General features: G+C 41.4%; 16 protein-coding genes. All 16 read left to right on the plus strand.

The genetic code is table 11. The annotated features are described in order from the left end of the window. Nucleotides 1–8 precede the first annotated feature (8 nt). The 16 genes from V470_03025 to V470_03100 all read left to right on the plus strand — a co-directional run bounded on the left by V470_03025 (nt 9) and on the right by V470_03100 (nt 14002). Entirely contained in the window at nt 9–620 is a 612-nt protein-coding gene (locus V470_03025) for a cystathionine gamma-synthase (GenBank protein AHZ47411.1), read from the plus strand. Nucleotides 621–631: 11 nt separating this feature from the next. Next, nucleotides 632–1966: a UDP-N-acetylmuramate--alanine ligase gene (locus V470_03030; GenBank protein AHZ47412.1), complete on the plus strand. Its 1335-nt coding sequence runs from the start codon at nt 632–634 to the stop codon at nt 1964–1966. Nucleotides 1967–1975: 9 nt separating this feature from the next. Continuing rightward, complete coding sequence (locus V470_03035) at nt 1976–2443, plus strand: GNAT family acetyltransferase (protein ID AHZ47413.1); 468 nt, start codon at nt 1976–1978, stop codon at nt 2441–2443. Next, complete coding sequence (locus V470_03040; GenBank protein ID AHZ47414.1) at nt 2440–2943, plus strand: GNAT family acetyltransferase; 504 nt, start codon at nt 2440–2442, stop codon at nt 2941–2943. Before V470_03035 ends, V470_03040 begins: the two co-directional genes overlap by 4 nt. Nucleotides 2944–3017: 74 nt before the next feature. After that, nucleotides 3018–4769, plus strand: a complete 1752-nt coding sequence (locus V470_03045; protein AHZ47415.1) for an aminodeoxychorismate lyase — start codon at nt 3018–3020, stop codon at nt 4767–4769. A 62-nt stretch (nt 4770–4831) separates the two neighbouring features. Then, on the plus strand, nt 4832–5314 hold the full coding sequence (locus tag V470_03050; protein ID AHZ47416.1) for a transcription elongation factor GreA: 483 nt from the start codon (nt 4832–4834) through the stop codon (nt 5312–5314). A gap of 76 nt (nt 5315–5390) precedes the next feature. Further along, nucleotides 5391–6755, plus strand: coding sequence for an amino acid transporter (locus tag V470_03055; GenBank protein ID AHZ47417.1), 1365 nt, complete (start codon nt 5391–5393; stop codon nt 6753–6755). Nucleotides 6756–6854: 99 nt separating this feature from the next. Next, nucleotides 6855–7265 carry a GNAT family acetyltransferase gene (locus V470_03060; GenBank protein ID AHZ47418.1) on the plus strand — a complete coding sequence of 137 codons (411 nt, stop codon included), beginning with the start codon at nt 6855–6857 and terminating at the stop codon, nt 7263–7265. Nucleotides 7266–7462: 197 nt separating this feature from the next. After that, nucleotides 7463–7672, plus strand: a complete 210-nt coding sequence (locus V470_03065; GenBank protein ID AHZ47419.1) for a transcriptional regulator — start codon at nt 7463–7465, stop codon at nt 7670–7672. Further along, nucleotides 7662–8150: a membrane protein gene (locus tag V470_03070; protein ID AHZ47420.1), complete on the plus strand. Its 489-nt coding sequence runs from the start codon at nt 7662–7664 to the stop codon at nt 8148–8150. The genes V470_03065 and V470_03070 overlap by 11 nt, the downstream gene beginning before the upstream one ends. Before the next feature lie 116 nt (nt 8151–8266). Further along, nucleotides 8267–9727 carry a nicotinate phosphoribosyltransferase gene (locus tag V470_03075; GenBank protein AHZ47421.1) on the plus strand — a complete coding sequence of 487 codons (1461 nt, stop codon included), beginning with the start codon at nt 8267–8269 and terminating at the stop codon, nt 9725–9727. Next, nucleotides 9724–10548: an NAD synthetase gene (locus V470_03080; protein ID AHZ47422.1), complete on the plus strand. Its 825-nt coding sequence runs from the start codon at nt 9724–9726 to the stop codon at nt 10546–10548. The genes V470_03075 and V470_03080 overlap by 4 nt, the downstream gene beginning before the upstream one ends. A 329-nt stretch (nt 10549–10877) precedes the next feature. Next, nucleotides 10878–11429, plus strand: a complete 552-nt coding sequence (locus V470_03085; protein ID AHZ47423.1) for a GNAT family acetyltransferase — start codon at nt 10878–10880, stop codon at nt 11427–11429. Nucleotides 11430–11592: 163 nt separating this feature from the next. After that, the gene (locus V470_03090) at nt 11593–12303 is read left to right on the plus strand and encodes a cytochrome C biogenesis protein (protein ID AHZ47424.1); all 711 of its coding nucleotides are present in this window, start codon (nt 11593–11595) and stop codon (nt 12301–12303) included. Nucleotides 12304–12316: 13 nt separating this feature from the next. Then, nucleotides 12317–12880 carry a thioredoxin family protein gene (locus tag V470_03095; GenBank protein ID AHZ47425.1) on the plus strand — a complete coding sequence of 188 codons (564 nt, stop codon included), beginning with the start codon at nt 12317–12319 and terminating at the stop codon, nt 12878–12880. A 9-nt stretch (nt 12881–12889) separates the two neighbouring features. Further along, complete coding sequence (locus V470_03100) at nt 12890–14002, plus strand: peptide methionine sulfoxide reductase (protein AHZ47426.1); 1113 nt, start codon at nt 12890–12892, stop codon at nt 14000–14002. The last annotated feature ends 28 nt before the right edge of the window (nt 14003–14030 follow it).

The raw sequence follows: 14030 nt of genomic DNA on the forward strand, positions 1-14030 counted from the left end.
AATACAAAATGAAACAAGATCGATTTCCATTGGTGTCAGATGATGAGATCATGCTGACCAAAATGCCAGTCATGGACTTGTACGATGAGTCAGACTTTATTAGCAATATCAAAGGTGATTACCGGGATAAGAACTATTTGGAATGGTCTCCTATCAATGAGGAAGAAACCGTAGTTTCTCCAGTGGTTAATAAGGAGTCAAAACCAAGCCCAGAACCTAAAAAAGTTGAAAAAACGTATGCTGAATTGGCTCGAGAAGAGGCGCGTGCGGACTTGAAGAAGAAACGCTCAGCCAAGTATTTGACTCAAGATGTTAGTCATACTAGACGACACAATGGTTCAACACTTGTTCGTCAAGGAAACCAACCAACAGCGCCATTTCAAAAGGAAAATCCAGGTGAGTTTGCCAAATTTAGTAAAAACTTGAGTCAGTCTCACTATATCTTAGCTGAGGAGGTTGGCCAAGTGGCGAACCCAACTCCGAAAGTCCAAACGGGAAAAGCTAACAAGAACAACTATGATTTTCTAAAGAAGAGTCAAATCTATAATAAAAAGAATAAGCAAACGGAACAGGAACGTCAGGTTGCCCAAGAGTTGAATCTGACAAGAATTACTGAGTAGGGGAGAAAAGCATGTCAAAAACATATCATTTTATTGGAATCAAGGGATCAGGGATGAGTGCCCTAGCCTTGATGTTGCACCAAATGGGACACAAGGTTCAAGGTTCAGACGTTGAAAAATACTACTTTACTCAACGTGGACTAGAGCAGGCAGGGATTGCGATTCTTCCTTTTGATGAAAAGAACCTACAAGGTGATGTGGAGATTATCGCGGGGAATGCTTTCCGTCCAGATAACAACGTTGAAATCGCCTATGCAGATCAAAATGGTATCAGCTACAAACGTTACCACGAATTCTTAGGTAGCTTTATGCGCGACTTTGTCAGCATGGGAGTGGCAGGAGCTCATGGAAAAACTTCAACAACAGGTATGCTGTCACACGTCTTGTCTCACATCACAGATACCAGCTTCTTGATTGGTGACGGGACAGGTCGTGGCTCAGCCAATGCCAAATATTTTGTCTTTGAATCAGACGAATATGAGCGTCACTTCATGCCTTACCACCCAGAATACTCTATCATCACCAACATTGACTTTGACCATCCAGACTATTTTACAAGTCTAGAGGATGTTTTCAATGCCTTTAACGACTATGCCAAACAAATTACCAAAGGTTTGTTTGTATACGGTGAGGATCCTGAGTTGCGTAAGATCACAGCCAATGCGCCAATCTATTACTATGGTTTTGAAGCTGAAGGCAATGACTTTGTAGCTAGTGATCTCCTTCGTTCTACGACTGGATCAACCTTCACCGTTCATTTCCGTGGACAAGAATTGGGTCAATTCCACATTCCAACCTTTGGTCGTCACAATATCATGAATGCGACAGCTGTTATTGGTCTTCTTTACACAGCTGGATTTGATTTGAACTTGGTCCGTGAACACTTGAAAACTTTTGCGGGTGTTAAGCGTCGTTTCACTGAGAAAATCGTTAATGATACAGTGATCATTGATGACTTTGCCCACCATCCAACAGAAATCATTGCGACCTTGGATGCAGCTCGTCAAAAATACCCAAGCAAGGAAATCGTGGCAATCTTCCAACCGCATACCTTTACAAGAACCATTGCCTTGTTGGACGAATTTGCCCATGCATTGAATCAAGCAGACGCCGTCTACCTAGCGCAAATCTATGGATCAGCTCGTGAGGTGGACCATGGTGATGTCAAAGTAGAAGACTTAGCCAATAAAATCAACAAGAAACACCAGGTTATCACTGTTGAAAATGTTTCTCCACTCCTAAACCATGACAATGCTGTTTATGTCTTTATGGGTGCTGGAGACATCCAAACCTATGAATATTCATTTGAACGTCTCTTGTCTAACTTGACAAGCAATGTCCAATAAGGAAAACAGATGGAACTTCCAATCACAATAAGGCAAGCTATCTTATCAGATTTAGAAGAAATGTTGGCGATTGAAGAAGCCAATCCTTCGTTAGAAGAGGTATTTAGCCGCCAATCTTTAGAAGAGAGTATCCGCAAGACTGCGGGTACCTTTCTTGTAGCTGGGGATGAAAATCAGCTCCTAGGCTATGTTTTAGGAGAAGCTCAGTATCTTCATCCCAAATGGATAGAAATAAAATCATTGACTATTCATCCTGACCATTGGGGACAGGGACTGGGAACTCTTCTTCTTGCAGCCTTGAAACAGGTGACAGTCGAACTAAATCACCAAGGTGTTCTTTTGCAGAGTCCTGATGAACTACTATCATATTTTGAAATGAATGGCTTTGTTGAAGAAGAAGTGACAGAGAGTCATTTTGGCAGTGGTTCTGAATGGTATCTGATTTGGGAAAATCCTTTTTATCAGGAGGAAATATGAAAATCAGACAAGCAAGATTTTCGGATTTAGATAGGATTATAGAGATAGAGCTAGAGAATTTTTCCCTTGAAGAAGCCATTCCTCGTTCGGTCTTTGAGGCCCATTTGCAGGAAATTCAGACCAGTTTTCTGGTAGCTGAAAAAGAGGGGCATATTCTTGGTTATATCGAAGGTCCAGTCGTCCCACACCGCCATCTAGATGATCAGTCCTTTACAGAAGAAATAAAAGACTATAGCTATCAACCTGGAGGTTATATTTCTGTGACTTGCCTATCTATTGCCAAGGAAGCACAAGCTTTGGGAGTGGGGAAAAGACTATTAAAGGCTCTGAAAGAGGTCGCTTTAGAACATGAACGAGAGGGTATTAATCTGACGTGTCATGATTACCTTATCGCCTATTATGAAAAACATGGCTTTGTTAATGAAGGAATATCTCAGTCAAGCTTTGCTGGGGAAACATGGTATGATATGGTCTGGCAGCCTGAAAATAAAGAAAACTAGCTAGGGAATGCCCTAGTTGGTTGCTTTTCTGCGACTTTTAAGATATAATATTATGGATTGTCAACAAGGAGGTAATGCTTTTGACTGAAAAATCAAGAGAAGAAGAAAAATTAAGCTTTAAAGAGCAGATTCTACGTGATTTAGAAAGAGTAAAAGAACAAGATAGAAGAGAGAAAGAAGTAGAGATTCCAAATCTGACGGCTTCATCATCTCCAGCTAGTTCAGCAACTCCTTCAGATCTTGAACCAGAAACATCAACAGAAGAGTTGATGGCTGATTCCCTGTCTGTTGTCGATAAAATTCTAAAGAATGCACCAAGTGTTCCTCCACTTTCAAGTGCTAGAACTGATGAAACGGATGACCAAGAAGAGAAAGAGATTAGACAGCCAATCATCGACAAGATTGAAGTTGTAGAATCTGAAGAACCTCTAGTAGAGCCGATTCATCTGGCTGAAGAACCTGTAGTGGAAACTGTTCAACCTAAGGTAGAACCAGTTGAGCTTAAACCCGAAGAAAAAGAATTTAACGATACTCCGACTAAGGTTGCCGTAACCTATAAAACAGAAGACAAGAAAGAGGAAATCACCCCAGGAATGCCTGAAAGAGTTGAGCCTGTTTCTACAGAATCTAGCAGTGGATTAGCTGATGCTCCACGTCGTAGTCGTCGTCAAGGTGCAACATCAACTAAGAAAAAGAAAAAATCAAAAGCTAAAGGTTTCCTAGTAACAGTTCTAGTTCTCCTAGCACTCGTTGCAGTTGGTGGTTACTTTGGTTATGGTTACGTTCAAGATTCCTTGAAACCTGTTGATGCGAGCTCTAAGGACTATGTAACGGTTCAAATCCCAGACGGAGCAAACGTTCAAGAAATTGGAAGCACCTTGGAAAAATCTGGTCTGGTTAAACATGGACTTATCTTTAGCCTTTATGCTAAATACTATAGCCATGCTAACTTGAAGTCAGGTTATTACAACTTGAAGAAGAGTATGAGTACGGATGAGTTGATTCAAGAATTGCAAAAAGGTGGGACTCCTGAAGCTCAGGCACCTGTTCTTGCAAACTTGACCATTCCAGAAGGCTATACATTAGAGCAAATCGCTCAAACAGTAGGACAACTTCAAGGTGAATTTAAAGAACCTCTTACTGCGGATGCTTTCTTGGCAAAAGCTCAAGATGAGACCTTTATCTCACAATTAGTAGCCAAGTATCCAAACCTACTTGGAAGTCTTCCAACAAAAGACAGTAGCGTTCGTTATCGTCTTGAAGGCTACCTTTTCCCAGCGACCTATACGATCAAAGACAGTACAACTGTTGAAAGTTTGATTGATGAAATGGTAGCTGCTATGGATAAGGCTATGTCACCATATTACGCTACAATCAAAGAAAAGAATCTGACAGTTAATGAATTGCTCAGCATTGCTTCTCTTGTCGAAAAAGAAGGTGCTAAAACCGAAGACCGCAAGATGATCGCAGGTGTCTTCTATAACCGCTTGAATGCTGGTATGCCACTTCAAAGTAATATCGCTATCCTATATGCTCAAGGAAAACTTGGTCAAAAGATTAGTTTAGCAGATGACGCTGGAATTGATACAACGATTGATTCACCATACAATGTTTACACACACCTTGGCCTCATGCCTGGACCGGTTGATAGCCCAAGTTCGGATGCGATTGAAGCAAGTGTAAACCAGACAAAGAGTGAGTACTTGTACTTTGTAGCCAATGTTGAAGACGGTAAAGTATACTTTGCAACAACAAAAGAAGAACATGATCAAAACGTTGCAGAGCATATCAATAGCAAGTTACCTCAAGCAAGTAGTTCAAACTAAAATTATGTGGTTTTCCACATAATTTTGTTTTAAAAAAGTAAATAGAAAAGAAAGTTAAAAAAATGGCAGAAAAAACTTACCCAATGACCCTTGAAGAAAAGGAAAAACTAGAAAAAGAATTAGAGGAGTTGAAACTCGTTCGACGTCCCGAAGTCGTAGAGCGTATCAAGATTGCTCGTTCCTATGGAGACCTTTCAGAAAATAGTGAGTATGAAGCAGCGAAAGATGAACAAGCTTTTGTTGAAGGACAAATTTCAAGTCTAGAAACAAAAATTCGCTATGCTGAAATTGTTAATAGCGATGCAGTTGCCCAAGATGAGGTAGCAATCGGTAAAACAGTAACAATCCAAGAAGTCGGTGAAGACGAAGAAGAGGTCTACATCATCGTCGGTTCTGCAGGTGCAGATGCTTTTGCTGGTAAAGTATCAAATGAAAGTCCGATTGGCCATGCTCTAATTGGCAAGAAGACTGGCGATACTGCAACGATTGAAACACCAGTTGGAAGCTATGATGTCAAAATCTTAAAGGTTGAGAAAACGGCCTAAATAGGATGAAAAAGGAGTAGTGAAGGTTTTGCCTTGCTCAACTCCTTTTTGGTTTTTTGGATAAAAAGGAGACTATATGAGTGAAAATAAGAAGAAAAACAAAATGGAGCGTGGTTTAACCAATCGCCATGTTCAGGTGATGGCCATTGCAGGAACAATCGGAACTGGACTTTTCCTAGGTGCTGGTCGCTCTATCAGCCTTACAGGACCTTCTATCATCCTGATTTACATGATTACAGGAGCCTTTATGTTTTTGATGATGAGGGCTGTTGGAGAGATGCTGTATCAGGATCCAGAACAGCATACCTTTATCAACTTTATCACCCGTCATTTGGGTAAAGGCTGGGGATATTTCTCAGTTTGGTCTTATTGGCTGTCAGTTGTCTTTATCGGTATGGCAGAAATCACTGCCATCTCAGACTATGTCCGCTTCTGGTTCCCTACCTGGCCTAGCTGGATGATTCAGCTTATCTTTTTAACGATTTTGGCTTTGGTCAATCTGATTGCGGTTAAGCTCTTTGGAGAAGTCGAGTTTTGGTTTGCTATGGTCAAGATTGTGGCGATTTTAGCCATGATTGCAACAGGAGTCTTTATGGTTTTGACAGGCTTTAAGACACCGCATGGTGTTGCAAGTTTGGCAAATATCAGCGACCAGTTCTCTCTTTTTCCAAACGGAGTTATGAACTTTGTCATGGCCTTTCAAATGGTATTTTTTGCCTATCTGATGATTGAGTTTATCGGGGTGACAACTTCTGAAACAAAGAACCCTCGTCAGGTCTTGCCCAAAGCTGTTAAGGAAATTCCTCTCAGAATTATCTTCTTCTACGGGGGAGCTCTCATTGCGATTATGGCCATTATTCCTTGGTCTTATCTTAATTCTTCAGATTCTCCATTTGTAACGGTCTTTGAACTGGCAGGGATCAAGTGGGCAGCGGCTCTAATCAACTTTGTTGTCTTGACCTCAGCAGCGTCTGCTCTTAACTCAACTCTCTACTCAACAGGGAGACACTTATATCAGATTGCCCATGATTCGCCAAATCGTTTCTTAAAGGCCATTAAGGTCGATACCCTTTCTCGCCACAATGTTCCACAAAATGCCATCATCGCCTCAGCGATCTTGATTGCCCTCGCTGCCTTTATCAATGTGTTGCCAGGTGTTTCAGATGCCTTTGCTTTGATTACGGCATCCTCATCAGGTGTTTACATCGCGATTTATATCTTGATTATGGTGGCTCATCTCAAATACCGCAAGTCACAAGACTTCATGGCTGATGGCTACCTCATGCCTCAGTATCGCTTGCTTAATCCCCTAACCATTCTCTTTTTTGTCTTTGTTTTTGTGACTCTCTTTTTGCAAGAGTCCACTTTCATGGGGGCAGTTGGTTCTGCTATCTGGATCTTTGTTTTTGGGATTTATAGTCAGTGGAAATTTAGAAAATAAATCATGAACTCATCAACTCTGTTTGGTGAGTTTTTCTAGTTTGACAGTCCATAGAAATAAGACTATAATCAAGCTGTAGTAGTTTATTAGGAGGTTTGGATGCACGTTAGATTAGAAAATAAGGAGTCGCATAAAGCGCAAGAAATAGGAGATTTGATTCGTGCTTATAATCGTTCCAAAAGAGAAGAGGCTGAAAGTGAGCCACTGAACCTTTATGTCGAAGATGAAAAGGGCAATCTCTTGGCGGGATTAGTAGCAGAGACTTTCGGAAACTGGCTGGAAATCGAATATTTGTTTGTAAAAGAGGAATTACGGGGACAAGGAATTGGTTCAAAACTATTGGAGCGAGCAGAAAATGAAGCCAAGAATCGAAACTGTCGTTTTGCTTTCGTGAATACTTACCAGTTTCAAGCGCCAGATTTTTATCTAAGTCATGGCTACAAGGAAGTCTTTACCTTGCAAGACTATCCCTACACAGGACAAAGATACTATTACCAAAAGGATTTGTGATCTAGACTTCTTTCCTTTGAAGAGGAGCTTGTCTAAGTATCAAAAAAGAACGAATTCTCTTTATCATGTAAGATGATAGAGAGTTTTTTGTTAATAAAATCTTACAAAATGACATTTATATATTGCATTAAGTTAGATATATGGTATAATGTTTTTAAAAGAAGCGCAACTTTTTAAAAAATAGAAGGAGGAAACAAGTGGCTAAAAATTTAAAATTAAAACTAGCTCGGGTGGAGCTTGATATGACACAGGGTGATTTGGCAGATGCTGTTGGTGTAACTAGGCAGACTATAGGCTTGATAGAAGCAGGGAAATACAATCCTAGTCTCTCCCTTTGCCAGTCCATTTGCAGATGCTTAGGAAAAACATTAGATCAATTATTTTGGGAGGAAGAAGATGAAAAATAGATTTTTTTATTATCAATTATTAGACGAAAGAGAAGAACAACTGATTAACAAAGCTGGGACAGAGTCTTTTAATGTGTTTATCGGGCTCATTCTGCTAAGTTATTTGGTGGCTGTATTAGCACCTGCTCTTTTTAATTCTAATATTCTTCTGGTTACCCTTCTTTTAGGAATTTTCTTCTTTTTCAATCGTGCACGACAACTTGGAGTGACCTACTATAGTCGTTTTCATTTTACAATTATAGGGTGTTTGCTGGTAACTCTCGCTATTACGTCTCTCTTGATGTTGGAGAATTATCAATTCAATATCGAAATTTATCAGCACAATCCTCTGAACGTTAAATATTTGTCTGCTTGGGTTATTACTTATCTGATTTACCTTCCTTGGGTTTTTATCGGCAATCTCGTCCTTAAAAGTTATGGCGAATGGGCCCAAAAAAAGTTTGAGCAAGATATGGATGAACTTGAGAATGGAGAATAGCTTGTTAGCTTTTTATCAATCTCAGTAAAATGTGTTATAATAGTACTAATTTATCGGATGGTGTGAAAGTGGTAGAATACGTTCATACCTTTGTAAAAAAGGAAGAAGGAAAACAGATGTATCCAGATGATAGTTTGACATTGCACACGGACTTGTACCAGATTAACATGATGCAAGTTTACTTTGACCAAGGAATTCACAATAAGAAGGCGGTCTTTGAAGTTTATTTCCGTCAGCAACCGTTTAATAACGGCTATGCGGTTTTTGCTGGTTTGGAAAGAATTGTACATTATCTTGAAGACTTACGCTTTTCAGATAGCGATATTGCCTACTTGGAGACGCTTGGGTATCATGGAGAATTCTTGGATTACCTACGAAATCTCAAGTTGGAGTTGACAGTCCGTTCTGCTCAGGAAGGGGACTTGGTTTTTGCCAATGAGCCGATTGTGCAGGTGGAAGGACCTCTTGCCCAATGTCAATTGGTCGAAACGGCTCTCTTAAACATCGTTAACTTTCAAACCTTGATAGCGACCAAGGCAGCACGTATTCGTTCGGTCATTGAAGATGAACCCTTGATGGAATTCGGGACACGTCGTGCGCAAGAAATGGATGCGGCTATCTGGGGAACACGCGCAGCCGTGATTGGTGGAGCCAACGGAACTAGCAACGTGCGAGCAGGGAAGCTCTTTGGCATTCCTGTCTTGGGTACTCATGCCCATGCCTTGGTACAGGTTTATGGAAACGACTATGAGGCCTTCAAGGCTTATGCGTCAACCCATCGTGACTGTGTCTTTCTAGTAGATACATATGATACGCTTCGCATCGGTGTGCCAGCTGCTATTCAGGTAGCTCGTGAACTGGGAGACAAGATTAACTTTAAAGGTGTTCGTATCGACTCAGGGGATATTGCCTATATTTCCAAGAAAGTTCGCCAACAGTTAGATGAGGCTGGATATCCAGATGCCAAAATTTACGCTTCCAATGACCTCGATGAAAATACTATCCTCAACCTCAAGATGCAAAAAGCCAAGATTGATGTCTGGGGTGTGGGAACCAAGCTGATTACAGCCTATGATCAGCCAGCTCTTGGGGCGGTTTATAAGATTGTGGCTATCGAAGATGAGAATGGTCAGATGCGTAATACCATCAAACTGTCTAATAATGCGGAAAAAGTGTCTACGCCAGGTAAGAAACAGGTATGGCGCATTACCAGTCGTGAAAAAGGCAAGTCAGAAGGTGACTACATTACTTATGATGGTGTGGATGTGAGTGACATGACAGAAATCAAAATGTTCCATCCAACTTATACCTACATCAAAAAGACCGTTCGAAACTTTGATGCGGTTCCTCTCTTGGTGGATATTTTCAAAGTAGGAACATTAGTTTACAACTTGCCTAGTTTGACGGAGATTCAGGCCTATGCTCGCAAAGAATTTGACAAGCTTTGGGATGAGTATAAACGGGTACTAAATCCACAGCACTATCCAGTAGATTTGGCGCGTGATATTTGGCAAGATAAGATGGACTTGATTGACAAGATGCGCAAGGAAGCCCTTGGCGAAGGAGAAGAAGAATGAGTTTGCAAGAGACCATTATCCAGCAACTAGGTGTCAAGCCAGTGATTGACGCCCAGGAAGAAATTCGTCGTTCCATTGACTTCTTAAAAAAATACCTAAAAAAACATCCCTTCCTTAAAAGTTTTGTACTAGGAATTTCTGGTGGACAGGACTCGACTTTAGCGGGGCGATTGGCGCAATTAGCTATGGAAGAAATGCGAGCAGAAACTGGAGATGACAGCTACAAATTTATCGCTGTTCGGCTCCCTTATGGAGTCCAAGCTGACGAAGAGGATGCTCAAAAAGCTCTTGCTTTCATCCAGCCAGATGTCAGTCTAGTTGTAAATATCAAGGAATCAGCTGATGCTATGACAGCTGCAGTCGAAGCGACAGGAAGTCCTGTTTCAGACTTTAACAAGGGAAATATCAAGGCTCGTAGTCGTATGATTGCCCAATATGCCCTTGCGGGTGCCCATAGCGGAGCTGTCATTGGAACAGACCATGCTGCGGAAAATATCACAGGCTTTTTTACTAAGTTTGGTGACGGTGGTGCAGATATTCTCCCTCTTTACCGCCTCAATAAACGCCAAGGAAAGCAACTCTTGAAGGAACTTGGTGCAGACCCAGCTCTTTATGAAAAAATCCCAACAGCAGACCTGGAAGAAGAAAAACCTGGACTTGCTGACGAAGTCGCACTTGGAGTCACTTACAATGAAATTGATGACTATCTAGAAGGCAAAACCATCAGTCCAGAAGCTCAAGCGACTATTGAAAACTGGTGGCATAAAGGCCAACACAAACGCCACCTACCAATCACCGTCTTTGATGACTTTTGGGAGTGAGACAGAAATCGGTAACTCGAAGAGTTCGATTTCGTTGTCTCACCCCCGCAACGATGACTAGGTTTGAAAAAGCTTTGTCTCACCCCCGCAACGATGACTAGGTTTGAAAAAGCTTGGTAAAGCGCATTTCAAACCAGACAGCGACTGCGTCAAGTAACTAGATGAAAAACTTTTTTTCTAGCTGTTACTGAGTATAGTCTTTTTACCCTGAGCCTAGAAATGAGAAAGCGAGTATAGTCTTTTTACCCTGAGCCTAGAAATGAGAAAGCGAGGAAGGTCCGGGGAACCTTTTTAGCTTGAGCCTTAAGCTTAGAAAGCGAGGTAACATTATGAAAGCAACCGGTACGCAAATATTACAGACAGAACGTTTGATTTTGAGAAGATTTGTGGAGAGTGATGCGGAAGCCATGTTTCAAAATTGGGCTTCGTCTGCTGAGAATCTGACCTATGTCACCTGGGATCCTCATCCTGATGTTGAGGTGACTCGGAACTCGATTCGAAATTGGGTTGCATCCTATACCAATCCCAACTATTACAAATGGGCCATTTGTCTCAAAGAGAACCCAGAGCATGTGATAGGAGATATCAGCATCATTGAAATGCACGAGGAAGATTTAAGTTGTGAAATTGGCTATGTTTTAGGAAAAAAATTTTGGGGCCGAGGTATGATGACAGAGGCCTTGAAAGCTGTGTTAGATTTTTGTTTTACTCAAGCAGGCTTTCAAAAAGTCAGAGCTCGTTACGCTAGTCTCAATCCAGCTTCAGGCCGTGTTATGGAAAAAGCGGGAATGTCTTATCTAAAAACCATTGCCAATGGTGTGGAGAGAAAAGACTACGTTGCGGACCTTATTTATTACCAGATAAGTAGGGAGGACAGGTGATTCTCTTTTCTGTTTCTACCAAAGTCAGACCTTGTCTGGCTTTTTTTGTGCCAGATTTCTAAATAAACTGATTAAATTCCTATTTTTCCCTATCATTGTCCCTGTTTTTTCTGGAGTTTTGGGGATATAATAGACCTATCAAATCAAAGAATGGAGGAAGGCAATGGACAATGTAATCTTTTTTATTAGTGTTTTTCTTGCTGGAATTCTTTCCTTCTTTTCTCCTTGTATTTTACCCTTGTTGCCAGTCTATGCGGGGGTCTTGTTGGATGATAAGAATGATGCTCAGGCTTCTAGTGGAAAATTTTCAATCTCACTTGTTAGTTTATTGCGAACTTTGGCCTTTATAGCGGGGATTTCTTTTATCTTTATCTTACTGGGTTATGGAGCTGGTTTTTTAGGCAATTTGCTTTATGCTTCCTGGTTTCAGTATGTGACAGGTGCGATTATCATTCTCTTGGGCTTACACCAGATGGAAGTCCTACATTTGCAGGGGCTTTACAAGGAAAGAAGACTACAATTAAAGAGACAGGGGCAAAAGGGTAACGGCTATAGTCAGGCATTTTTACTGGGGTTGACCTTTAGTTTTGCTTGGACGCCATGTGTGGGGCCAGTTCTGGGCTCTGTTTTGGCCTTGGCGGCTTCAGGTGGTTCAGGAGCTTTGCAGGGTGCTGGTCTCATGTTGGTTTACACGCTGGGTTTGGCGCTACCATTTTTGGTTCTAGCTCTTGCCTCTAGCTATGTTTTGAAACATTTCCGAAAACTCCATCCTTATCTCGGAACCCTCAAAAAAGTAGGTGGTTTCCTCATTATCGTGATGGGAATCTTGGTTCTTTTGGGAAATGCTTCCATTTTGACTACATTATTTGAATAGAGAGGAAAAAGAAATGAAAAAATGGCAAACATGTCTCCTTGGAGTAGGCTCAATCTGTTGCTTGGCAGCCTGTTCGGCTAAAAACATGGCAGACGAGTCTACTATGAAGGAGCAAACCAAAACAGAACAAGTTAGTTCGAAAACTGCGACTAAAGGTCAGGAAGTCGCTGATTTTGAACTGACAGGTGTAGATGGCAAGACCTATCGTTTGTCTGATTACAAGGGCAAGAAAGTCTATCTTAAATTCTGGGCTTCTTGGTGTTCCATCTGTCTAGCCAGCCTTCCAGATACGGATGAAATCGCTAAGGATGCTGGTGATGACTATGTGGTCTTGACAGTGGTGTCTCCTGGACACAAGGGGGAGCAATCTGAAGCGGACTTTAAGAATTGGTACAAGGGATTGGATTATAAAAATTTTCCAGTTTTAATTGATCCATCAGGTAAACTCTTGGAAAGTTATGGTGTCCGTTCTTATCCGACTCAAGCCTTTATAGACAAGGAAGGCAAGCTGGTCAAAACGCAACCAGGTTTTATGGATAAGGAAATGATTTTAAAAGAATTGAAAGAAATGGGGTAGAGAAAGGCTATGAATGATAAAGTAAAACTTTTTGTCTTGGCAGGGGTCATTCTCCTAGTCCTAACCGGTTTCTATTTTCTATTGATGCGAAATGCAGGGCAGACAGACAGCTCGCAAATTGAGAAAGCGTCAGTTAGCCAAGGAGGAAAAACAGTGAAAAAAACAGAAGTGAGTAAAGACGCAGACTTGCACGAAATTTATCTAGCTGGAGGATGTTTCTGGGGAGTGGAGGAATACTTCTCACGCGTGCCTGGAGTGACAGATGCCGTTTCTGGCTATGCAAACGGTAGAGGGGAAACAACCAAGTACGAATTGATTAACCAAACAGGTCATGCGGAAACCGTCCATGTCACTTACGACGCCAATCAAATTTCCCTCAAGGAGATCCTGCTTCATTACTTCCGCATTATCAATCCAACCAGCAAAAATAAACAAGGAAATGATGTGGGGACCCAGTACCGTACTGGTGTCTATTACACAGATGATAAGGATTTGGAAGTAATCAACCAAGTCTTTGATGAAGTTGCTAAAAAATATGACCAACCTCTGGCAGTTGAAAAGGAAAACTTGAAGAATTTTGTAGTGGCTGAGGACTATCACCAAGACTACCTCAAGAAAAATCCAAATGGCTACTGTCATATCAATGTTAATCAGGCCGCCTATCCCGTCATCGATGCCAGCAAATATCCTAAACCAAGCGATGAAGAGTTGAAAAAGACCTTGTCACCTGAGGAGTATGCAGTTACCCAGAAAAATCAAACAGAACGAGCTTTTTCAAACCGCTATTGGGATAAATTTAAATCCGGTATCTATGTGGATGTGGCAACTGGCGAACCCCTCTTTTCATCAAAGGACAAGTTTGAGTCTGGTTGCGGATGGCCTAGTTTCACCCAACCAATCAGCCCGGATGTTGCCACTTACAAGGAAGATAAGTCTTACAATATGACGCGCATGGAAGTAAGAAGCCGAGTTGGAGATTCTCACCTTGGCCATGTCTTTACAGATGGGCCTCAGGACAAGGGGGGCTTGCGCTACTGTATCAATAGTCTTTCTATCCGCTTTATTCCCAAAGACCAAATGGCAGAAAAAGGCTATGCCTATTTACTAGATTATGTTGATTAAGAAGGCTTTCCTAAGCAGTTAGAGGAAA

The organism is Streptococcus sp. VT 162 (assembly GCA_000688775.2).
Lineage (GTDB): Bacteria > Bacillota > Bacilli > Lactobacillales > Streptococcaceae > Streptococcus.